Origin of the sequence: Nocardia brasiliensis (assembly GCF_011801125.1) — a bacterium.
Taxonomy (GTDB): Bacteria; Actinomycetota; Actinomycetes; order Mycobacteriales; family Mycobacteriaceae; genus Nocardia; species Nocardia brasiliensis_C.
In genome coordinates this window covers 5,141,681-5,164,297 of the sequence record NZ_CP046171.1, presented here as the reverse complement: position 1 = coordinate 5,164,297, position 22,617 = coordinate 5,141,681, and the positions used below count along the sequence as shown (strand labels likewise).

Sequence of the window (22,617 nt, the reverse complement as noted above, 5' to 3'; positions counted from 1 at the left end):
TGAATTGTTGGTGGCGCTGGAACTGCCGTCCGCGCCGTGTGTGGAATGGCGGTGGCGTCGGGTGATTTCGAGGTTGGGGGAGTGGTGCTCGGTTCTGACGTTCGGGGGTTCGGGAATCCGGTGGTGTTGGCGGGTGTGGTGGTGAATGGCGGTGGCGTTGGGTGGTTCTGGGGTTGGGGCGAGTGGGTGCTGGGTTCTGAACGTTCAGGGTGCAGGTTTCCGTGGGTGTAGTCGATGGGTGTGGTGGTGAATCGTTGGTGGCGCTGGAATGTGGCATCGCGTCGACCGGATGTGTCGGGTCGGAGGGTTTGCCGGGTTCGGCGAAAAACTGATACTGGTTCTAGTTTTGTTCGGCGGGGCACGGGGTTATGGTGGTGCGCATGAATGCTTGGGTGTTGCGGGCCATCGTGCTCGGCGCGCTGGTCGTCTTCCTGCGTGCGGTGCTCGGGTTCGCGATGGTGTACTGGCCGACCCACGGGGTCTGGATGCGGGCGCTGTGCCTGATCATTCTGGTGGCAGCCATCGTCTACTGGGGCTTCTCGGACGGACGCACGGATCGCGCGGCCAACCCCAACCCCGACTACGGCACCGACCTGACCCTGCAATGGTTGAAGGCCGCCGCCGCGGCAGGCCTCGGCAGCGGCCTCGCCGCCTGGATCCTCGACTGGCTGCCCAAATTCGACCTCGGCGACAACGGCCTGCTGTTCGAACTCACCGCGGGCGCAGCCTTCATCGTCCTGCTGGTCTTCATCCCCGCCCTCATCGGCGTCGGCGTCGGCCGCGCCCTGGCCGACCGCCGAGCAGAAAAGCACTCCGCTGCGGAGTCCCCGGTAAGCACGCCCGCCTGAACCTGATCGTTCGTCAAGGTGATGTGCGACCTTGTCTGACTACTAGCCGAGCGCGACTCCCTTGAAATGCATCATCTGATGCGACGATGCCCGCAGTGGCTTAGGCCTGCGGGTCGTGTGTCGCTCAAGGCCGCGCGTCGCCTGGGGTTGTGTGTCGTTTGGGGTTGTGTTTCGTTGGGGTCGTGAGTCGCTTGGGGTTGGGCGTCGCTTGAGGTCGTGCCGCTTGCGATCGCGCGTCGCTTGAAGCCGCGCGTCGCCTGAGGTTGCGCGTCACCTGACGTGGCATTTCGCCTGGAGCGAGGCGTCCCAGGCTCGCGGCCGAACTCTCGACGCGCGTTTCCCTTTTCGGGTATCACACCTTCCGATCAGCACGCGTGCCCACGTGCCCATCCGATCTGGACTATTGATCAGGAGGAACTGGTGGCGGCAGCCTCTCGGCCGATGCCGCCACCACTTCCTCCTGATCAATTGACCACGACTCGAGGCGTCACGCCGCGCATCGAAAGTGCCCTAACCCCGGACGCCTCGGCCACGAGACCCGGGTTTCTCCGTGCACAGTCCGCTCACCAGCGAGGGAAACCCTTGGCCAACCCTGAACGAAGGCGCGCAAGCGCCTGAGGTGGGCGCTGCCTGAGGTGGGCGCTGCCTGAGGTGGGCGCTGCCTGAGGTGGGTGCTGCCTGAGGTGGGTGCTGCCTGAGGTGGGCGCTGCCTGAGGTGGGCGCTGCCTGAGGTGGGTGCTGCCTGAGGTGGGCGCTGGTTGAGGTGGGCGTTCGTATGAGTTGGGCGGTTGATCACCAGGTAATGGTGGCGGGGGTCTCTCGGTCGATGCCGCCACCATTACCTGGTGATCGGTTGACCGAGTCGTGGATGGTGATCTGGGGTCGGAGACGCCCGCGTAGCGGACTTTTCGGCTGTGATGTCGCCGTCTCCGTGTCGTTGGCAGGGGCCGTGGCGGATCACGAGGGAAGGTGCGTGCGCTCATGGGATGACGTGCTGTGTCAGGCGTGGCGTGAGGTGCTGTGTCAGGTGGGGCGCGGTGCGACGTGGGCGTGGCGTGGGTGAAGTGCGGGGTCGGACGTGGTGTGGGCGGGGAGTTGTGTGAGGTCGGGTGCTGCGTCAGGTGCGGCGGGTGCGACGTGGGCGTGGTGTGGGTGAAGTGCGGGGTGGGACGTGGTGTGGGCGGGGTGTTGTGTGAGGTCGAGTGCTGCGGCGGGTGTGGCGTGGGGTGAAGTGTGGGCTCGGACGTGGTGGTGGGGCGGCGTTGTGTGAGGTCGGGTGCGGTGCTGTGAGGCGGGTGCTGGCTGCGGTGGTGGGCTGTCGGTCTGGGGGCTCGTTGGCTTGAGTGGTGCTGTGTTGGGGGCGGGCTGCCAACTTTGTGCCATTGAGGTCGGCGGGCTGCTGTTCGGTGGAGATGGTCGATAATCTGTTGTAGTTCAGTGGGTTTCATATGGGGAGGGCAGGGTTCATGATATTGCGCATTGGGGTGGCCGCTGCGATGTCGATTGCCGCGACCGCGGTCGTGTTCGCGGGGCAGGCGAGTGCTCAGAACGGGTGTGCGTCGAACGCGCCGCACTGGAACTGGGTGTGTGTGCCCGCCGGCTCGAACGTCAGCCTGTCGTACTGCCTGAAGAACAAGAACGATTGGGGTAAGCCGGGCGAGTGTGTCCTGCGCAACGACGGCAACGGCCGCTACGACCTCTGGATTCCCAGGTAGGACGGAAGAGAAGCGGCGCACCCCGGGTTATCGGGGTGCGCCGCTTTTGCTTGTGTCGATGCCGCGTGCACTGTGCCGCGCGCGATCTGTCGACGATCCTTTGCGCGTGGTGCGGTTCGTGCGCGGTGACCGGACTACAGCAGGATGCCGCCGGTGTTCGGGGTGCCTTCGCGAGCGATCGCGGAGTAGGCGGCGGCGAGCAGGGTGGGGTCGGGGCCTTCGAGGCGGCCGGGCTTGGCGAGACCATCCAGGACGACGAAGCGCAGCACGCCCGAGCGGGTCTTCTTGTCGGTCTGCATGGAGCCCAGCAGCTGCGGGAGGGCGTCGGCGTCGTAACCGACCGGCAGACCGACACTTTCGAGCACGGCGCGGTGCCGGTCGGCGGTGGCGTCGTCGAGGCGGCCCGCGAGCCGGCCGAGTTCGGCGGCGAAAACGAGGCCGACGGAGACGGCGGCACCGTGGCGCCACCGGTAGCGCTCGCGGCGCTCGATGGCGTGCGCGAGGGTGTGGCCGTAGTTGAGGATCTCGCGCAGGCTCGACTCCTTCAGATCGGCCGCGACGACGTCGGCCTTCACCTGGATCGCGCGCCGGATCAGCTCGGGCAGCACCGCACCCTTCGGGTCGAGCGCCGCCTCCGGGTCGCGCTCCACCAGGTCCAGGATCACCGGGTCGGCGATGAAGCCCGCCTTGATGATCTCGGCCATGCCCGCGACGATCTCGTTGCGCGGCACCGTCTCCAGCGTCGCCAGATCGACGAGCACGGCGGCAGGCTCGTGGAAACAACCGACGAGGTTCTTGCCCGCCTCGGTGTTGATGCCGGTCTTGCCGCCGACCGCGGCGTCCACCATCGCCAGCAACGTGGTCGGCACGTGCACGATCTGGACGCCGCGCATCCAGGTGGCGGCGACGAAGCCGGCCAGGTCGGTGGCCGCGCCACCGCCGAGGCTCACCACGACATCGTTGCGGGTCAGGCCGATTCGGCCGAGCACCTCCCAGCAGAACCCGGCGACGGCCAGCTCCTTGCCCGCCTCCGCGTCCGGGATCTCGATGCGGTGCGCGTCGAGGCCGGTGTCGGCCAACGACTTCCGCACCGCCTCGGCGGTCTCGGCGAGCGGCGGCTGATGGAAGATCGCCACCGTCCGCACGCCCTTCGCCGCGCCGTTGACCGACTCGACGAGTTCACCGAGCAACCCGCGGCCGATGATCACCGGATACGGGTCGGCGGTACGAACATCGATACGACTCGGCTCATTCACGACTATTGCTCCGATTCTGTGTTTGCTTCTTGATGTTTGCGCGCCCGAATTCGGGCCCGCCTGGCCCGAGCCCGCCGCGCCCTACCGCTCGAGCCCGCTCCGTCCACCCCACCGGCGTGCTCGTCCGTCCCATCCGTGCCGGTCGAATTGCTCGCCCCGCCAGCGCCACTCGCGTTGCTCGGCCCATCGGCGCCACTCGCGTTGGTCGCCTCGCCAGCACCGCGCGCGTTGGTCGCCTCGCTGGCACTACTCGCGTCGGTCGCCTCGCCAGCGCCACGCGCGTTGCTAGCCCCACCGCCACCGCGCGCGTTGCTCGCCTCGCTGGCACTACTCGCGTTGGTCGTCCCGCCAGCACCGCGCGCGTTGGTCGCCTCGCCAGCACCGCGCGCGTTGGTCGCCTCGCTGGCACTGCTCGCGTTGGTCCCCGCGCCGGCACCGCGCGTGGCAGAAGCGGCGTCCGCGTTGGCAAGGCCAGGCGTACCACTCGCGCTGGCCGATCCATGCGGGCTGGTCACCCCGCTCGCACCGCGCACGCCAGACGGGTCGGACATTGTGTTCGCACGGCCCGAGCCCGCAGGCCCGCCAACGCCGCTCGCACCGCCCGAAGCGAACGTACTACTCGCGCCCGCCGCGCTGGTCGAGGTCGCCGCTCCGCTCGCACTGGCCGTGCTGTTCGCGCTGCTCGGCCTACTCGCGCCGGTGGGGCGGTTCGCATTGGGCACACCGCTCGCGGTTATCGGCTCGCCCGCGTCTGTCGCGTTGTTCTCGATGTGTGCGCTGCGCGTGCTGGATGTGTCGGTGGTGGGTGCTGCTTGTGTTGCGTTGCGTAGGTCGCTCGCCTCGTTGCTGCTTGTGTTGGGGGTGCCGTTGGTGCCGGTCGTTGTGCGCACGGTGTGCACGGCGCTCGTGTTGGTCGGCTTGTCGGTGTCTGTTGCGCTGTTCTCGATGTGTGCGCTGCGTGCGCTGGATGTGCCGGTGGTGGGTGCTGCTTGTGTTGCGTTGCGTACCTCGCTCGCCTCGTTGCCGCTGGAGGTGCCGCTTGTGTTGGCGGTGCCGCCTGCGCTGGAGGTCCCGCTCGTGTTGGAGGTGCCGTTGGTGCCGGTCGTTCTGCTCACGGTGGGTACGGCGCTCGTGCTGGTCGGCTCGCTCACGCTGGACGTGCTCCTCGTGCTGGAGGTGCCGCCTGTGCTGGACGTATCGCCTGTGCTGGAGGTGCCGCCTGTGCTGGACGTATCGCCTGTGCTGGAGGTGCCGCCTGTGCTGGACGTATCGCCTGTGCTGGAGGTGCCGTCGGTGCCGGACGTATCGCCTGTGCTGGAGGTGCCGCCGGTGCCGGACGTATTCCTTGCGCCACCAGCATCGTTCGTGCCCCGCTCGGTCTTGTCCGGCGTACCGCTCGGGTCTGTGTTCAGGCCGCCGACGGTGGTTGGGGGGCCTGCGGGGCGGCGGGCTCGCCAGCGGCGGGTGAGGGGGGATTGGGTGGGTTGGGGGTGGTCTGAGTTTTGGTCCGGGGTGGGGGTTTTCGCGGCGGTGCGGCGGGTGCGCCAGCTGCGGTTGGTCGGGGTTGGCGCGGTGGACTTCGCGGCCGGGGTTTCGGTGGTGATCTCGCCTTGGCCTTGGCCTTGGCCTTGGCCCTGGGCCAAGGACGCGGCGCGACGGGCGGCGGCGCGGGCACGGGCGCGGCGACGGGCCCGGGATCGGCTGCTGCCTTGGGGTTTCGGGGCGCTCGCCGGTGGTGCGGTGGGCGACGGCGTGATCGGGTCCGCGGTGTCGTTGTCGGTGACGGGCTGCACGGATTCGAGGCCGAGCTTGGCGAGCACCATTTTGACCACTCGGCCGGGGCTGCGGCCGTCGGTGCGGACGCGGACGGTGGCCACCTCCCGGTAGAGGGGGCGGCGTTTGCGCATCAGCTCGCGGTATTTGGCGGCGGGGTCGGCGCCGTTGAGCAGTGGCCTGCTCGTGCTCGCGCCGGTCCGCCGAAGTCCTTCGCCCACACTGATTTCCAGGTAGACGACGGTGCGGTTGCGCAGCAGCGCCCTGGTGTCCTTGGACAGCACGGCGCCGCCGCCGAGCGAGACGACGCCGCGTTCGGCGAGGATGGCGCGGCGCACCACCCGCTCTTCGATGCGGCGGAACTCGGGCTCGCCGTCGGTCGCGAAGATCTCGGGGATGGTGCGTCCGGTCTCGCGTTCGATGCCCGCGTCGGTGTCGTACAGCTCGACGCCGAGTGCTTTCGCGAGCTTGCGGCCGATCGTCGATTTCCCCGCGCCGGGCGGTCCGACCAGCACCACGCGCGGTGCGCGCGGATCGGTCTGCACGATCATTGTGGGCTGGTGTCGACTGAGGTGAGGTGCGGGCGGGCGCCGATCCGCTTGACGTAGCTGGTGATGTTCTCCAGGGTCTCGCTGATCGAGTCGCCGCCGAACTTCTCCAGCGCGGCCTGCGCGACCACGAGCGCGACCATCGATTCGGCGACCACACCCGCGGCAGGCACCGCGCACACGTCGGAGCGCTGGTGGATCGCGACGGCTTCCTCGCCGGTGGTCATGTCGACGGTGGCCAGCGCCTTCGGCACGGTGGAGATCGGCTTCATCGCGGCACGCACGCGCAACGCCTCGCCGTTGGTCATGCCGCCCTCGAGGCCGCCCGCGCGGTTGGTGGAGCGCAGCACGCCGTCGGGGCCGGGCCGCATCTCGTCGTGGGCCTGGCTGCCGCGCCGGCGCGCGGTCTCGAAACCGTCGCCGACCTCGACGCCCTTGATGGCCTGAATGCCCATGAGCGCCGCGGCGAGCCGCGCGTCCAGGCGGTCCGCGCCGCTGATGAACGAGCCGAGCCCGACGGGCAGGCCCTCGACAACCACCTCGACGACGCCGCCGAGGGTGTCGCCGTCCTTCTTCGCGGCCTCGATCTCGGCGATCATCGCGGCTTCGGCGTCCTTGTCGAACGCGCGGACCGGGCTCTCGTCGATGGCAGCGAGGTCGGCCGCGGTCGGGACGACGCCGGTGCTGTTCACCGCGGTGCCGATCGATACGACGTGCGAGATCACCTCGACGCCGAATGCCTGCCGGAGGAAGTTGCGGGCGACGGTGCCCGCGGCCACGCGTGCCGCGGTCTCCCGCGCGCTGGCGCGTTCGAGCACGTTGCGGGCGTCGTCGAAGCCGTACTTGAGCATGCCGGAGTAGTCGGCGTGTCCGGGGCGGGGCCGGGTGAGCGGGGCATTGCGCGCCAGGTCGGCTAGTTCGGCCGGGTCGACCGGGTCGGCGGACATGACGGTCGTCCACTTCGGCCATTCGGAGTTGGCCACCTCGATCGCGACCGGGCCGCCCATGGTGCGGCCGTGCCGGACGCCGCCGATGACGGTCACCTTGTCGGCCTCGAACTTCATCCGGGCGCCGCGCCCGTAGCCCAGTCGGCGGCGCGCCAACTGCGCGGAAATCTCGTCGGACGTCACCTCGACTCCGGCCACCATTCCTTCGAGGAGGGCGACGAGAGCGGGACCATGGGATTCTCCGGCAGTTATCCAGCGCAACACGTGCTCCATCTTCCCATGTCGACGCGCCCGGTCCGGCATGCGGCCCGCCGTGATGGCAGGCACGTTCGCCCGTTTCGCCGCCGACGCCCAGCTGAGCCGCTGAGATCGGCAGCCGCCCGGGCGGTCGGGCGCACGGGTTGTCGGACCGAGGGCAGCGCTCGTCGCGCGCGCATGCACGGCCCGGCCGCGCGGGGTAGGCGACCGCACCGTGACGTATCAACCGCCATGGGCAACCACCAAAGCCGTGACCGTGGCCAAACACATCGCGGGCCCGTGCGGCAGCGCGGGCACCGGGGTGCCGGGTGCACGGATGCGGCAGATAAGGAGCAGCACGAGGCCCGCGGCGGCGGTGAGCAAGGGGGCGGCCACGGCCGCCTGCACCCAGGCCTGTCCGCCGCCGAGCGCCGCGACCGCACCGAGCGGGACGGCGAGCTTCACATCGCCCGCGCCGCACGCCGCGGGGACGAGCAGATGCAGCGCGAGATAGGGGAGCGCGAGCAGCGCGGCACCCAGCAGCGCGGCTGTGAATTGTGTTGTGGACAGGGCATATCCGAGGACCGCGAGGGCACCCGAACCGGTCAGTTCGTTCGGCAGCCGACGCTGCCGCAGATCGATGCCGCTCAACACGGCACACCACGCCAGGAGGGCGGTGAACGCGACGGATGTCATGCCTGCAAGCTTCGTCCGAGCACGGGCGGGAACGACAACGCGCGCCCAGAATGGGGACAACTTTTCCAGATGTGAACACCGGCCACCTCGCATGCCGACCGGTTTGTGTAAATCGATGAGCGGCAACGGATTCCGGCGCGGCGTGAGCGGGAAGGATCGCCGCGGCGGCGCGCCGGCAGCGACCGGTCCACGTGTTGTCTATGGCCATTCGGCGTGTCGGCGGTAACTTTGACGCATGTGTGCTGATCACGTGGGCAATGCGCCCGACTACGCGGCGCGGCGTGGCGCGTTGCGCAGTCTGCTGGTGGAGAACGGGGTGGACGGCCTGCTGGTCACCGACCTGGTGAACCTCAGATATCTCACCGGCTTCACCGGTTCCAACGCGGCGCTACTGGTGCACTCCTGGGACATGCGCGACGCGGAGGACCGCACGGTGATCGGCACCGACGGTCGCTATCGGACCCAGGTCGCCGAGCAGGTCCCGGATCTGCGTGCCGAGATCGCCAGGGCGACCGCCCGGCGCATCGTCGAGCTGGCGGGGGAATGGCAGCTCGGCCGGATCGGCTACGAGAGCCACATCGTCACAGTCGACCAGCATCGCGGCTTCGTCGAGCAGCGCACCGGACTCGAGTTCGTCGCCACGCCCGGCCTGGTCGAACAGTTGCGCACGGTGAAGGACGCCTACGAGGTGGAGCAGCTGCGGGCGGCCTGCGCGGCGGGCGACGCGGGCCTGGCCGCGCTGCTCGAGCGCGGCGGCCTGCGACCGGGCCGCACCGAACGACAGGTCGCGCGCGATCTCGAATGGGCGATGTTCGAGCACGGCGCCGAGGCGGTGTCGTTCGAGACCATCGTCGCGGCGGGCGCGAATTCGGCTGTCCCGCACCATCGGCCGACCGAGGCGGTGCTGGCCGCGGGCGATTTCGTCAAACTCGACTTCGGCGCGACGGTCGGCGGCTACCACTCGGACATGACCCGCACCTTCGTGCTCGGCGCGCCCAGCGACTGGCAGCGCGAGGTGTACGAGCTGGTGGCGGCGTCGCAGCGGGCGGGATGCGCGGCGTTGCGGCCCGGCGTGCAGGTCGCCGACGTGGACGCCGCGTCGCGGTCGGTGATCGAGGCCGCGGGGCACGGCGCGCTGTTCGTGCACGGGCTCGGGCACGGTGTCGGACTGCAGATCCATGAAGCGCCCGGACTGGCGAAAAACGGAACCGGTACACTTCTGTCTGGCGTGGCGGTGACCGTCGAACCTGGTGTGTACTTTCCCGGCCGCGGCGGGGTCCGGATCGAGGACACGCTCGTGGTGCGCGAAGGGGGCCCGGAGCTGCTCACCAACACCAGCAAAGACCTGACCGTCGTCGACTGACGCCGGTTCGACCCCCATGTTGTTTACGAACTAGGAGATCCGAGGACAGTGGCGGACACCAGCGACTTCAAGAACGGCCTTGTGCTGAAGATCGACGGTCAGCTTCAGCAGATCGTCGAATTCCAGCACGTCAAGCCGGGCAAGGGCCCCGCGTTCGTGCGGACCAAGCTGAAGAACGTGCTGTCCGGCAAGGTCGTCGACAAGACCTTCAACGCCGGTGTCAAGGTGGAGACGGCCACCGTCGACCGCCGGGACATGACCTACCTGTACCACGACGGTTCGGACTACGTCTTCATGGACGGCGACACCTTCGACCAGATCTCGATCTCCGAGCAGACCATCGGCCCCGGCGCCCGGTTCCTGCTGGAGAACATGAGCGTGCAGGTCGCCACGCACGAGGGAGCCCCGCTCTACGTCGAGCTCCCGGTGACCGTCGAGCTCGAGGTGCAGCACACCGACATCGGCCTGCAGGGTGACCGCTCCACCGGCGGCACCAAGCCCGCGACGCTGGAGACCGGCGCCGAGGTGCAGGTCCCGCTGTTCATCAACACCGGCGACAAGCTGCGCATCGACTCGCGCGACGGCAGCTACCTCGGCCGAGTCAACGCCTGATCGCCGCGCGCGAGCAGGATAATGGTGACTGTGGCTGAACAGCCGTTGGACAAGAAGTCCACGTTCAAGAAGCTCGGCACGCGGCACAAGGCGCGGCGCCGGGCCGTCGACCTGCTTTTCGAGGCGGAGGCGCGCGACGTGGACCCGGCCGATCTGCTCGACGAGCGGACCGAGCTGGCGACCCGCGACCAGGCGGTCGCCCCGGTGCACGCCTACACCCACACGCTGGTCGAGGGCGTCGCCGACGACCTGGACCGGGTGGACGGCACCATCGAGTCGTATCTGAAGGATTGGGAGCTGTCCCGGCTGCCCGCCGTCGACCGCGCCATCCTGCGGATCGCGGTGTGGGAGTTGTTCCACGCCAACGATGTTCCGCCGGTCGTCGCGGTGGACGAGGCGGTGGAGCTGGCCAAGGAGCTGTCCACCGACGATTCCCCCTCGTTCGTCAACGGTGTGCTCGGGCAGGTCGTGCTGGTCGCGCCGCAGGTGCGGGCCGCGGCGGCGGCCACCCGCGCGCCCCGTCCGGAGCCCGAGGCGTGAAGAAGTTCCTCGTCCTGGCGATGCGCACGCCGCGCTTCGACCCGGCCGTGATCGAGCCGCACAAGCAGTTCCTGAGGGATCTGGGCGCCCAGTTGGTGGAGAGCGCCAAGTTCGGCGACGGTAGCGGCGGCGCGTACTTCGTGCACGCCGAAAGCCTCGACGCGGCAAAGGCACTCGCGTTCGCCGACCCGGTGCACACCACCGGCTCCTCGGACGTCACCGTCTACGAGTGGGAACCGACGACACCCGCTTAGCGGCACACACCGGACGCACCCCCTTCGACTCGGTCAGTAGTCGGACGGGGTGCGTTTCGCGTTGTGCGGTGGGCCCGTACGCTCCCGCCGGGGGTGTACGGGAGCCGGCGGGAGCGGGCCGCCCGCAGAGCCGGGCGCTCGGTCCCGGAGATGTTCCCCGCGACCGTTTCTCATCCTGGTAGCTCAACCGCACTCGAGGTCAAGTCGGCGGGGTGTGCCATGGGCCACTCGTGCCCGCGCGCCGCGGGCGTGCGACCATGCCGAGGATGTCCGTTGGCGCGCACGACTTCTCGTTTCCCTCGTCCGGAGCGATTCGGGCCGCCTATTCTGGTGGAAACGCAGGGGAGCGCATGGCACGGTTTCTGATCTGGTTCCGCAACAACGTCGACGGCTCTTTCGCGGTGCTGCTCGCGATCACCGTGGGGTTGCTGCAGTTCCTCGACGTCATCGGGACCGACCAGGTGAACGCCGCCATGCTGCTGGTGCTCGGCCTGGTCGCGATCACCCTGCTACGGGACCGACATCTGTCGGCGAAGGCGGTGCGCGACGCGACCTCGGTGCATCTGCTGTACGGGCCGGAGATCGGCCACGCGCACACCCTCGCCCGGCGCGGGACCGAGCAGTGGATGTTCAAGGGCGGCACCGGAACCTACATCCGCGCGGTGACGCTGCGCGAATGCGTGGAGAACGCCCGGCGCGAACAGCGGCCGCTGCGGGTGCAATTGGAGATCCTGGATCCCACCGACGAACAGCTCTGCAAGACCTACGCGCAGTTCCGTTCCTCGCTGCAGCCCGAAGCCGATCGCACCGGTGAGCTGTGGACCACCGAGCGCACCCGCAAGGAGGCGTTCGCGACGGTGCTCGCGGCCTGCTGGTACCGGCAGCGGTTCACCTTCCTCACCATCGATGTCGGCCTCTCGGCGGTGATGACGACCTTCCGCTGGGATCTGTCGTCCAGTTGCGTCATTGTCACGCAGGACAATCCGAACACCCCGGCGATGATGTTCGAGCGCGACAAGCCGTACTACCGCGACTTCAACCGCGAACTGGTCGCCAGTTTCAAACAGACCAAACAGGTTCCGCTGAGTCGCACCGAGGAACTGCCGCTGTCCGACGAGCCGACCGTCGACCAGGTCCGTGGCGTGTTCCAGACCCTCGGTCTGGCGTTACCGGCCGCCTTCACCGATCGCGACGTCGCCGATATCGTGCGCCGCGCGCTACAACCCCGGAACCCGTACTGATGAACGAATACGCCCGCCTGCGCACGCTGCTCGCCCTCGACGACGCCGCGAACGCCGTGCGGGACTGGGCGGGCGCGGTGCTGGCGGGTGTCGCGGACGGCAGCTCCGAGCTGGTCGCCGTCCGACATCCCTTGGGGTTCTTGTGTTTTCCGGTGTGGCGTGGCGAGGGGCGCGGCGTCTGCGTGCACGTCTGGACCGAGGGCGGGTATGCCCGGCCGACCACCTCGCCGATGCACGCGCACAGCTGGGATCTGCTCAGCACCGTGCTGTACGGCACGGTCGGCAACGAGATCCTCGAAATAGACAGTGCGCCATCGCGTCCAACGCACCGCATGTTCGAGATCCAGAGTGCGGCCGACGGTGATCTGGTCCGCGCGACCCCGCGCCTGGTCGCCTATCGCGTTCGGTCCAGGGAAGAATTCGGCGCGGGCGAGGTCTACACGCTGCCGCACGGCGCGTTCCATGTCTCCGATGTGCGCGGCGCGGCGGCCACCGTGGTGCTCGGCGAGGACAACCGCGGCCACCCCGACCTGTCCCTGGGTACGCTCGCAACGACCGACCACTGGGTGCACCGAACCCCGTGCACCCCCGTGGAATCGCGCGGCGCCGCGCGCACCGTGCTCGACCACCTGCACGTCCGACCGAAGCAACTGGAGAACCGATGCGAGCAGGCGACGTGATGCACCAGGTGCTGCCCGAGACGGTGCTGGAGGTGGCCGCGGATGTCGCGGTTACGGCCGCCGTCGAAGCGGGCCGGGCGATCCGGGCGGGTCTGCTCGGTGCGCTCACCGTGAGTACCAAGGACGTGGGCGGAGACGTGGTGACCGACCTGGACCTGCGCGCCGAGCGGATCATCCTGGAACACCTCCGACGCGCGTTCCCGCGGCATCGCATCCTGGCCGAGGAGTCCGGGGTGCTCGACAGCGGCGACGATTCCTGGTGCTGGGTCGTCGATCCGCTCGACGGCACCAACAACATCACGATCGGGCTGCCCGTCTGCACGGTCGGTATCGCCCTGTGTCACAACGGAACTCCGGTCGTCGGCGTGGTACACGATCCGATCGCCGAGCGCACCTGGACCGCTGTGCGCGGGCGCGGCGCCATGGGGCCGAACGGCCCGCTGCGGCAGCCGACGCGGCGACCCGACCATGCCCCCGTGCTCGCGTGGCTGCAGGGCTACCCCGTCACCCGCACCGATCCGATCGCGCGGGCCCTGCGTCTGACGCTGGAGTCGTCCTCGCGCAGGTTGATCCAGCTCTGGTCACCGCTGCTGTGCTGGGTCATGGTGAGCAGCGGTGACATCGACGGTTTCGTCGGCTATCGAGCAGGCCTGATCGACCTCCCGGCCGGTGCGCTGCTCGCCCGCGAATCCGGCATGCACATCACCGATTTCGCCGGTGCCGCGCTCGACGAGCGCCTTGACCTGCCCGCCGGCGAGGTGGATTTCATCGCGGGGGACCCACGGGTGCTGCCCGAACTCGCGTTGCTGGTGAAATCCGCGAGTGCGGTTCGGGTGACGGGGCTGCCGGGCTAGGTCGAGTCACGAGACATCGTGGGGCACGAGCTCACCCGAGGACGAGCAGCGCCCCGACCGCGCCGACGGTGCCGAGCAGCGCCAGCCCGAACCCGGTGAGCACGAAGCGCAGCATCGGGACGCGCACCTCGTGCGTGCGGCAGAACTCCAGGCAGAGCAGGGTGGCCAGGGACGCCCACGGGGTCACCACCGGACCGATATTGGTGCCGATGAGCAGGGCGAGCAGCTGATCGTGATTGCCGGTGGGCACCACCGCCTCGCCCGCGGTGTAGGCGGGCAGGTTGTTGGCGATGTTGGATAGGGCCGCGCCGGCGCCGGCCGCGCGGAACGCGCCCGCCGCACCGGTGTCGTCGCCGATCAGGGTGTGCATCAGATCGGAGAGGCCGAGCCTGCCGAGGGTGGGCACCACCAGGAACAGGCCGACCACGAAAACCAGGAGCTGCCAGGGAATCAGCGCCCAGCGCAAGGATCGGCGGTCGAACACCGCGAACGCGAGCACCGCGATGGCGGCGGCGATGGTCGCGGCGATGCCGATGCGGTCGCCGACGAACGGGATCGCGAAGATGAACAGCAGACAGGCGCCCGCGGTGGTGTACAGCAGCGCACGCTCTTTCGCGTTCGAGGGACGCACCGGCTCGGGCGGGAGGTAGCGGTCGGCGTCGCGCCTGCCCCGCCGCCAGTACCACAGCCAGAGGCACAGCATCGTCGCGGCGATCGAAATCAGCTGGGGCGCCCACATTCTGGTGGCGAACTCGGTCGCGGTCAGCGCGACCCGGTCGGCGGCAAGCAGATTGGTGAGGTTGGAGACCGGTAGCAGCAGGCTGGCGGTGTTGGCGAGCCAGAGCGTGGTCATCGCCAGCGGCAGCGGCGGAATGCGCGCGGGCGCGGCCAGCGCGAGCATCACCGGGGTGATCAGCACGGCGGTGGTGTCGAGGTTGAGCAGGATGGTGGTCGCCGAGGCGAACAGGACACACAGCAGGAACAGCGCCGGATAGTAGCCGCGTCCGAGAATGGCGAGCCGGTGCGCGATCACGTCGAACACCTTGGCCTGGCGGGTGAGTTCGGCCAGCACGATCACGCTGCCGAGAAACAGCAGCAGCGGGCCGATGCGGCGCATATTGTCCACCGCCTCGTCCCTGGGCAGCAGTCCGGTCAGCACGCAGAGCACGCCGGCGACGAGCAGCGCGATCCGGACCCAATCGAGCACGCTCAGGCCCCAGCGGGGGCGCGCGGTGGCCGCCGACGCGTGCGGCGGAATGTTGCGCTCGGGGGAGTCGACCTGTTCGGGCACGACTGCCATGCTATTGGCCTGCGCCATACTGGGGGCGTGACACAGCAGGGTGGGCGGCCGCGGGACATCTTCATCAGCTATTCCCCGGCGGACGAGCGGTGGGCGACCTGGCTGGCCTGGCAGTTGGAGAGCGCCGGATATCGCACCATGATCCAGGCCTGGGATTTCGTGCCTGGCACCAACTTCATCGATTTCATGGACCGCGGCGTGCGGGATTCGGCCATCGTGCTGCTGGTCCTGTCCGACAACTATCTCCAATCCCGTTACGGGACAATGGAATGGCAGGCCGCGTTCCGCACCGACCCGGGCAAGCTGCTGCCGGTGCGGATCGCCGAATGCCAGTTGGAAGGCTTGCTCGCCACCCTGACCTACATCGATCTGGTCGACGTCTCGACCGACGACCAGGCACGCCGGAACCTGCTGGATCGGGTGCGGCACATGCTGGCGGGCCGGGCGAAGCCGGTCAGAGCGCCTGGCTTTCCGAACGAGCTGGACGTGACGCAACCGGACCGCTATGCCGATGAGGAAGCAGAGGGGCCGGTCGCGTCGCCGATGAGCAGGCGCACCCCCGTTGCGCCACCGGCCTTTCCGGGCGGCGCGGCGCGGGCCGAGCAGCGGTCGGGGGTCAGCGTGCTGCATGTCGCGGGTCCGCGCTTCGGGCGCGGCCTGCTCGCGCCGGACGAGCCGGGCACCGCCCGCGAACTCCAGGCCCGGATCTGGTCGAACGTCACCCAGTCGATCGATCGCGGTGTGCCGAAACCGGATCTGATCGTGGTGACCGGCGATCTCACCGAATCCGGTAAGCCGCGCGAGGTCGACGAGGCGCTGAGCTTTCTGACCGGATTGCGCGTGCTGCTCGGGCTCGAACCGGACCGGCTGGTCGTGGTGCCGGGAAATCACGACGTCTCCAAGGTCGCGTGTCACGCCTACTTCCTGAATTGCGAAGCGCGCGACCGGAAACCGCAGGCGCCCTACTTCCCGAAACTGGAGCAGTACGCGCGCCTGTTCAGCGAGCTGTATCAGGGGCTGGACCATCTGGTGTTCGACGTCGGGCAGCCGTGGACGTTGTTCCCGATCCCCGAATTGCGGGTGGTGGTCGCGGGTTTGAACTCCACCATGGCCGCGACGCACCTACCCGACGACGATTACGGTCAGATCGGGGAACCGCAGGCCGCCTGGTTCGCCGAGCGGCTGCGCGCGTTCGAGGAGAACGGGTGGCTGCGGCTCGGGGCGGTCCGGCACGATCCCTTGCCCGGCACGGCGGCCTCGCCGCACGATCCGGCGCTGCTCCGCGACGTCGACACCCTGTCCCGACTGCTCGGCGGGCGGTTGAACCTGCTATTGCACGGACCGGGACCGGGCGGGGTGCATCTGGATCGGCTGGACGGCAGGCTGCCGGTCATTCCCGCGGCCGCGCCGGGCCGCGACGAGATCATCCACCTGACCGCCGAGGGGCTGGCCCGCTACAGCGCGTCCTCGGGGGACGCGGGCACGCCCACCGCCCAGCTGGACCTGCCATGGACGAATGCCGTTGCGGCGCTGTCGCCGAACGCGATGCCGGAGCTACCCGGCGCCGACGAGCCGATGCACGTCGTGCCGGAGACGCCCGCGGTGGTCGATCCGCAGGGACGGCTGCTCGAGCGGGTGGCCGAGGTGTGCGAGACGCGCTACCCCGACGCGAAGATCCGGCGCGTCGAATCCGAGCCGCCGCATCTGATCATCACCCACCAGCGCGACGAGGTGACCGCCCAGTGGCGCATCGGCGCACACGTCGGCGACATGACCAGGCAGGTGATCGATGACTTCCTCGGCCACGATCCGGAATACGGCTCGGAGCTGGTGTACCGCGGTGCGCCGCCGCCACGTTCGCTGCGCGACGAGGCCGCGAGCCAGGGGCTGCGGGTGCGCAGCTTCACCGAGTTCCAGGGACTGCTCGACCTGGACGACTACCTGGCCAAGCAGGTGGAGCGGCTGCGCACCGATCGCCGCTATCCGCCCGAACTCTATGTGCCGCAGCGCTTCCGGATGCTGGAGCACGGCGACCAGGTGGTCCAGGACGACCTGGTCGCCGAGCTGCTGCGCCTGGTCGCCGCCGATCACGGCCGATTCGTCCTGGTGCTCGGCGATTTCGGCCGCGGGAAGACCTTCGCGCTGCACGAGGTCGCGCGCCGGATCACCGAGACCATGCCCGCGCTGATCCCGATCCTGATCGAACTGCGGCACCTGGACAAGACGCACTCGGTGGACGGATTGGTCGCCGCGCACCTGGCCAACCACGGTGAGGAGCGCATCGATCTGAAAGCGTTGCGCTACATGCTCCGTGAGGGCCGGGTGGTGCTGTTGTTCGACGGCTTCGACGAACTCGTCACCCGGATCAGCTACGAGTTCGCCACTGACCATCTCGAGACACTGCTGCAGGCCGCGGTCGGCAAGGCGAAAATCATTGTGGCGAGCCGTACTCAGCATTTCGCCTCCCGCGCCCAGGTGCTGACCGCGCTGGGGGAGCGGGTGGGGCTGCTGCAGGATCGCCATATCCTCTCGGTCGAGGACTTCGCGCCCGCGCAGGTGCACGCGTTTCTCACCAACCGCTACGGCGGCGACGTGCATCGCGCCGAGGCCAGGATGCGGCTGATCACCGGCATCCAGGATCTGCTCGGTCTGGCGCAGAACCCGCGCATGCTCAGCTTCATCGCGGATCTGGACGAGCGACGCCTGCGGGCGGCGGCGGGCGCGCAGCAGACCGTCGGCGCGGCGGGGCTGTATCGGGAGATCCTCGAATCCTGGCTGGCCTACGAGACCGATCGCACCGCGAGCACCGCGGGCTCGCTGCCCGGCCTGCGATTGCACGAATTATGGCTGGCGGTCACGGCTTTCGCGCTACGCATCTGGGAGACCGGGGAACCGTACCTGCGCCTGTCCGAATTGACCGAGGTCGCACAGGGTTTGGTGGAGATGACCGGCTCGAACCGGATGTCGGTGCAGCAGTCGGCCCATGCCATCGGATCGGGCAGTCTGCTGGTGCGCACCGAGGACAACCTGTTCGGGTTCATCCACTCCTCGGTCACCGAATGGCTGGTCGCCAACCACATCGCCGAACAGTTCGCCGCGGGGGTCACCGCGCCGCCGCAGTTGGCCCGGGTGCCGCTGTCGCAGCTGTCCATCGACTTCCTGTGCGATCTCGCCGACGTCCGGACCGCGCGCGCCTGGGCCGACGGTGTGCTCGACGATCCGGCCGCCGACGAGGTCTCCAAGACCAACGCCGTGCGGCTCACCACGCGGCTGCGCACCGCGCCGTCGGCGGATCTGCGCGGCGCGGTGTTGGCCGGCGAGGATCTGTCCTACCGCGACATGCGTCAGGTCGACCTGACCGACGCGGACCTGACCGGCGCGCGGCTGGTCGGCGTGAATCTGGACCGCGCCGTGCTGCACGGCGCCCGCCTGGTCGGCGCGCGACTGGACGAGGCGAGCCTGGTCGGCGCCGACCTGACCGGCGCCGACTTCACCAGGGCGCGACTGGCCCGCACGGATCTGACCGGGACACGCGCGCCGGGCAGTCGCTGGCATCGGGCCGCGCTGTTGGACGTGATCGGGACACCGGCGGGGACCGATCTGCGCGGCGCGGCGCGGGTGCCCGGCTCGGTCGCGCGGACCGAGTTCGCACCTGCCTCGATCGGGGTGCGCCACGGCTTCCACGCCAGACACGGCCGATTGCCGAAACCGTTGGCCTACAGCCCCGATGGCGGCACCCTGGCCATCGGCAGCGACGACGGCGGCGTGCTGATCTGCGACAGCGAGACCGGGCTGCCGCTGCGCACACTGCAGGGGCATCGGAATCGCTCGTTCGCGGTCGCGTTCACCGACACGGTGCTGGTCAGCGGCGGCGCCGACGGCGCGGTCGGGATCTGGGACGCGGTCACCGGCGAATCGCGCCGAGTCCTGCACGGCCACAGCGAATGGCCGTGGCCGGTCGAGCTGAACCGCGCGGGCGATCTGCTCGCCACCGGGGACGCGCGGGGCATGCTGCGGCTGTGGTCGCTGCCCAGCGGTGACCTGCTGCACGAGTGCGCGCCCGCCGCGGGCCGGGAACTGATCTACAGCTTGGCCTTTCACGACGGCGTGGTCGCCGCCGCGTACCGCGACGGCGTGGTCCGGCTCTGGGACGTCGAGACCGGCACCCAGCGTGGCGAATTCGTCGGCGAGACGGGTTCGGTCTTCCGGATCGCGTTCAGCCCCGCCGGTGACGTGCTCGCGGTCGGCGGGGCGCACGGCACCGTCGCGCTGTGGGATCCGATGCGGTGCACGCTGATTCGCCAGCTACCCGGCCACGGCGGGCGGGTGTACACACTGGCGTTCCATCCCCACCTGCCGCTGCTGGCCAGCGGGGATACCGAGGGTGGCCTGCGCGTCTGGGACGTGGACACCGGCGTCGCGAAATACGCGCCCGCCGAGCACAACGCGGCGATCTACTGGCTCACCTTCGATCCGGCCGGGGAGGTGCTCGCCTCCGGTGACAGCGCGGGGCTGCTCTGCCTGCGCGAGAGCGCGACCGGTGAACCGCGGCACCGGATCACCGCGCACGCCGGTTCGATCTGGCCGTTCGCGTTCCGGCCCGACGGCGCGCAACTCGCCGTCACCGACGACCAATTCACCACCCGGCTCTGGGATCCCGTGACCGGGGTGTGCAGGCACGTGCTCAGCGGGCACGGCAGGCAGGTCAAGTCGGTCACCTTCAATTCCGACGGCACGATTCTGGCGGCGGGCGGCAACGACGGCGTGGTGCGGCTGTGGGATCCGGTGACGGGCAGGCTCATCCGGCGGGTGGTCGGCAGCGAGGACCGGCTGCTCACCTTCGAAACCGCGTTGTTCAGCGCCGGGCAGCCGCAGCAGCTCGGGGTGGTCGGCAACGACGGCAGGCTGAGCCTGCTGAATCTGGACACCGGAGACTTCCTGCGGCACATCAACATCGAGGCCGCGCCGGTCTGGGCGATCGCGTTCGATCCCACCGATCAGTACGTGGCCACCGCGAACGACGATGACACGGTGATCATCTGGACGCGCACCACCGGCGCGCTGCACATGGTGTGCGCCGAACATCGCGGCCGGGTGCGCTCGATCGCCTTCAATGCCGACGGCTCGTTGATGGCGACCGGCTGCGACGACTCGGTGGTGCGGCTGTGGGACGTCGACTCCGGCCGACTGCTGCGCGAGCTGCACGGCCACGGCGATCGCGTGTACACGGTCGCCTTCCACGGTGACCTGCTGGCCAGCGTCTCGTGGGACACGACGGCCCGGATCTGGGACGTCGAGGCCGGGATGAGCAGGCACGAGCTCACCCGGCACACGGGGCGGCTCTGGTCGGCGGCGGTCGATCCGAGCCGCGGTGTGCTGGCGACGGCGGGCGATGATCTCGTGATCCGGTTGTGGGACATGGCGACCGGGCGGCACCTGCACACCATGGAGGGGCACAAGCGCCGGGTCTGGGCGCTGGCGTTCCATCCGTCGGGGCGGCTGCTGGCCAGCGGCGGTGACGACGGCAACGCGATCCTGTGGACGGTGCCCGGCGGCGACGCCGAGCCCGCGGTGCGGGCGGAGCTGCTCGGGCTGCCGGAAGGCTGGGCCGCGCTGGCGCCGGACGGGCGGTACAAGTCAGAGGGCAATACGGCGGGGCAGTTCTGGCATGTGATCGGGATGTCGCGGTTCGAGTCCGGGGAGCTGGACCCGTACCTGCCGGAGGTCGGGCGGCTCGCGCCGGACGCGCCGTTGTGAGTACCCGGCCGCCGAACCGGCGTGAGAGATAGATACAGTAAGTCTCGCAACGTTGCCGTAGGGAGGAGAGCCGGATGGTGGCGAAGAATGGACCGGTGGCCGAGCTGGCCGCGCTGCGCTCCGCGCGCGCCACCTCGGCGCAGGCATGGGAGCTGTTCGATCGGCTGCCTGCCGCGCCCGTCGCGGAGGTCACCGTCGGCCGCTGGCGCGGTGACGAGGTCGACACCGGGCATCCCTTCGCCGGGGTGCTGGTCGCATCGGGCTGGTACGGCAAGCAATTCGACGACGCGGACACCGTGCATCCGCTGCTGTTCGCCACGGCCGACGGCACCGTCTTCCCGGTCGACCCGCGCCGGGTGCCGCTCGGCCTCGCCGGGCGGGTGCCGGTCGGCATGGTGCGCGCGGGCAAGCGGGCGCTGCCGGTGCTGCGACCCGCGCTGCGCACCCGTAAGCCCACCGCGCGACTGCGTGACATCGAATACCGCGGGACGACCAGCGCCGCCATGATCTACGACCACCTGCCGATCGTCGATCACTTCCGGCGGGTCGACGAGCGCACGCTGCTCGGCGTGATGGACATGCGCGGGCTGGCCGAGCCGTACTTCTTCGTCCTTTACCGGTAAACCGCTGGGCGACACCGGGATCCGATCGGCCTCCGGAGTATGCGGAACCGGCCGTCGCGCAGGCGCTTCGGCGCCTAGCGCGTGGATCACGCACTAGCATGGGGGTATCCGCGCGGCGACGACCGAGGGGAGTCAGTCGATGGAACGCACGACATGCCTGGTGGTCGGCGGTGGACCGGCCGGGATGGTGCTGGGGTTGCTGCTGGCGCGCGCGGGCGTCGAGGTGACCGTGCTGGAGAAGCACAAGGACTTCCTGCGCGACTTCCGTGGTGACACCGTGCATCCCACCACGCTCGACCTGCTCGACGAACTGGGTCTCGGCGCGGAGTTCGCGAAACTGCCCGCCCGCAAGCTCGAGCAGGTGGCGCTGCCGACGGCGGGCGGGCTGCGGACCCTCGTCTCGTTGAAAGACCTGCCCGGCAGGCACAAGTACATCGCGATGGTGCCGCAGTGGGACCTGCTCGACCTGCTTGCGCGTGCCGCCGAGCAGGAACCGACCTGCACGCTGCGCATGAATACCGAAGCGACCGGGCCGATCTGGTCCGACGGCAGGGTCGTCGGCGTCGGCTATCGGACCGCCGATGGGGCGACGGGGGAGATTCGCGCCGCGCTCACCGTGGCCTGTGACGGGCGCTCCTCGGTGTTGCGCGCCGCCGCGAACCTGCCCGCACGGAGCTGGCCGACGCCGATGGACGTGTGGTGGTTCCGGTTGCCGCGCAACGACACCGATCCCGCGGGCGCCATTCCGATCGTCACCGCGCGGCGCGCCGCCGTGCTGCTGGATCGCGGTGACTACTGGCAGTGCGCCACGCTCATCGCCAAGGGCACCGACGCCGCAGCACGGGGCGGGCCGGTCGGGGAGATCGTGCGTCAGATGGCGGCTGCGGTGCCCTGGCTGCGCGATCGCGTCGATGTGCTCACCGGCTGGGACGAGGTGCGGCTGCTCGACGTGCAGCTGGACCGCCTGACCACCTGGCACACCGAAGGACTGCTGTGCATCGGCGATGCCGCGCACGCGATGTCCCCGGTCGGCGGTGTCGGCATCAACCTCGCGGTCCAAGACGCCGTCGCCGCCGCGAGAATCCTTGCCGCGCCCTTGCTTTCGGGCACCGTGGGTGCGCGTGAGCTGGCCAGGGTGCAGCGGCGCCGCATCCTGCCGACCATGGTGACCCAGGGCATGCAGCGCTTCCTGCACGCCCGCGCGATCCGCCCCGCGCTGTCGGGCGGCATCGATATCGCCAACAGCCAGACCGCCCCGTTGCCCCTGCGGGTCTTTCGGCGCATCCCGATCGTGCGCAGCGTTCCGCCCTTCCTGATCGCGCGCGGCATCCTGCCCGAGCACGCCCCCGCCTTCGCCCGCCGTCCCTGAGCCG

The 22,617-nt window shown here is 69.6% G+C and carries 16 protein-coding genes and 1 pseudogene; 12 read left to right on the top strand and 5 right to left on the bottom strand.

Going from position 1 to position 22,617, the window contains the following annotated elements:
• The first annotated feature begins 380 nt into the window (after nt 1-380).
• Nucleotides 381-848, top strand: a complete 468-nt coding sequence (locus F5X71_RS23285; protein WP_238815417.1) for a B-4DMT family transporter — start codon at nt 381-383, stop codon at nt 846-848.
• Between the two features lie 1,496 nt (nt 849-2,344).
• Nucleotides 2,345-2,563, top strand: a complete 219-nt coding sequence (locus F5X71_RS23280; protein WP_238815416.1) for a hypothetical protein — start codon at nt 2,345-2,347, stop codon at nt 2,561-2,563.
• 134 nt (nt 2,564-2,697) lie between these two features.
• Here F5X71_RS23280 and aroB read toward each other — a convergent pair whose 3' ends face one another.
• From aroB to F5X71_RS23255, 4 genes and pseudogenes are all read right to left on the bottom strand, one after another.
• On the bottom strand, nt 2,698-3,819 hold the full coding sequence (gene aroB, locus F5X71_RS23275) for a 3-dehydroquinate synthase (RefSeq protein WP_167463950.1): 1,122 nt from the start codon (nt 3,817-3,819) through the stop codon (nt 2,698-2,700).
• A 1,736-nt stretch (nt 3,820-5,555) separates the two neighbouring features.
• Nucleotides 5,556-6,143, bottom strand: a pseudogene (locus F5X71_RS23265) (shikimate kinase); the annotation flags it as partial.
• Nucleotides 6,140-7,351, bottom strand: a complete 1,212-nt coding sequence (gene aroC, locus F5X71_RS23260) for a chorismate synthase (protein WP_167466668.1) — start codon at nt 7,349-7,351, stop codon at nt 6,140-6,142. The pseudogene F5X71_RS23265 and the gene aroC, both read right to left, overlap by 4 nt.
• Nucleotides 7,352-7,567: 216 nt before the next feature.
• A complete protein-coding gene (locus tag F5X71_RS23255; RefSeq protein WP_167463949.1) occupies nt 7,568-8,020 on the bottom strand; it encodes a prepilin peptidase in 453 nt (150 codons plus the stop codon).
• A gap of 235 nt (nt 8,021-8,255) precedes the next feature.
• Between F5X71_RS23255 and F5X71_RS23250 the strand changes: the two genes are divergently transcribed.
• The 7 genes from F5X71_RS23250 to F5X71_RS23220 all read left to right on the top strand — a co-directional run bounded on the left by F5X71_RS23250 (nt 8,256) and on the right by F5X71_RS23220 (nt 13,564).
• Complete coding sequence (locus F5X71_RS23250) at nt 8,256-9,383, top strand: M24 family metallopeptidase (RefSeq protein ID WP_167463948.1); 1,128 nt, start codon at nt 8,256-8,258, stop codon at nt 9,381-9,383.
• Nucleotides 9,384-9,431: 48 nt separating this feature from the next.
• Nucleotides 9,432-9,995 carry an elongation factor P gene (gene efp, locus F5X71_RS23245; RefSeq protein ID WP_167463947.1) on the top strand — a complete coding sequence of 188 codons (564 nt, stop codon included), beginning with the start codon at nt 9,432-9,434 and terminating at the stop codon, nt 9,993-9,995.
• 30 nt (nt 9,996-10,025) lie between these two features.
• Nucleotides 10,026-10,535: a transcription antitermination factor NusB gene (nusB, locus tag F5X71_RS23240; RefSeq protein WP_014986477.1), complete on the top strand. Its 510-nt coding sequence runs from the start codon at nt 10,026-10,028 to the stop codon at nt 10,533-10,535.
• Nucleotides 10,532-10,789, top strand: a complete 258-nt coding sequence (locus tag F5X71_RS23235) for a YciI family protein (protein WP_167463946.1) — start codon at nt 10,532-10,534, stop codon at nt 10,787-10,789. The genes nusB and F5X71_RS23235 overlap by 4 nt, the downstream gene beginning before the upstream one ends.
• A 350-nt stretch (nt 10,790-11,139) precedes the next feature.
• Complete coding sequence (locus tag F5X71_RS23230) at nt 11,140-12,030, top strand: hypothetical protein (RefSeq protein WP_167463945.1); 891 nt, start codon at nt 11,140-11,142, stop codon at nt 12,028-12,030.
• Nucleotides 12,030-12,710 carry a hypothetical protein gene (locus tag F5X71_RS23225; RefSeq protein ID WP_167463944.1) on the top strand — a complete coding sequence of 227 codons (681 nt, stop codon included), beginning with the start codon at nt 12,030-12,032 and terminating at the stop codon, nt 12,708-12,710. Before F5X71_RS23230 ends, F5X71_RS23225 begins: the two co-directional genes overlap by 1 nt.
• Entirely contained in the window at nt 12,692-13,564 is an 873-nt protein-coding gene (locus tag F5X71_RS23220) for an inositol monophosphatase family protein (RefSeq protein WP_238815415.1), read from the top strand. The genes F5X71_RS23225 and F5X71_RS23220 overlap by 19 nt, the downstream gene beginning before the upstream one ends.
• A 31-nt stretch (nt 13,565-13,595) precedes the next feature.
• Here the strand turns inward: F5X71_RS23220 and F5X71_RS23215 are convergent, their stop codons facing one another.
• Nucleotides 13,596-14,864 carry an SLC13 family permease gene (locus F5X71_RS23215; RefSeq protein WP_203218203.1) on the bottom strand — a complete coding sequence of 423 codons (1,269 nt, stop codon included), beginning with the start codon at nt 14,862-14,864 and terminating at the stop codon, nt 13,596-13,598.
• A gap of 27 nt (nt 14,865-14,891) precedes the next feature.
• On the opposite strand from F5X71_RS23215, the gene F5X71_RS23210 reads away from it, so the two are divergent.
• From F5X71_RS23210 to F5X71_RS23200, 3 genes are all read left to right on the top strand, one after another.
• Nucleotides 14,892-20,621, top strand: a complete 5,730-nt coding sequence (locus F5X71_RS23210) for a TIR domain-containing protein (RefSeq protein WP_167463943.1) — start codon at nt 14,892-14,894, stop codon at nt 20,619-20,621.
• 74 nt (nt 20,622-20,695) lie between these two features.
• Entirely contained in the window at nt 20,696-21,244 is a 549-nt protein-coding gene (locus tag F5X71_RS23205; RefSeq protein ID WP_167463942.1) for a DUF4334 domain-containing protein, read from the top strand.
• 139 nt (nt 21,245-21,383) lie between these two features.
• Nucleotides 21,384-22,613 (top strand): FAD-dependent oxidoreductase, encoded by a 1,230-nt coding sequence (locus F5X71_RS23200; RefSeq protein WP_167463941.1) that lies wholly within the window; start codon nt 21,384-21,386, stop codon nt 22,611-22,613.
• Nucleotides 22,614-22,617 lie beyond the last annotated feature (4 nt).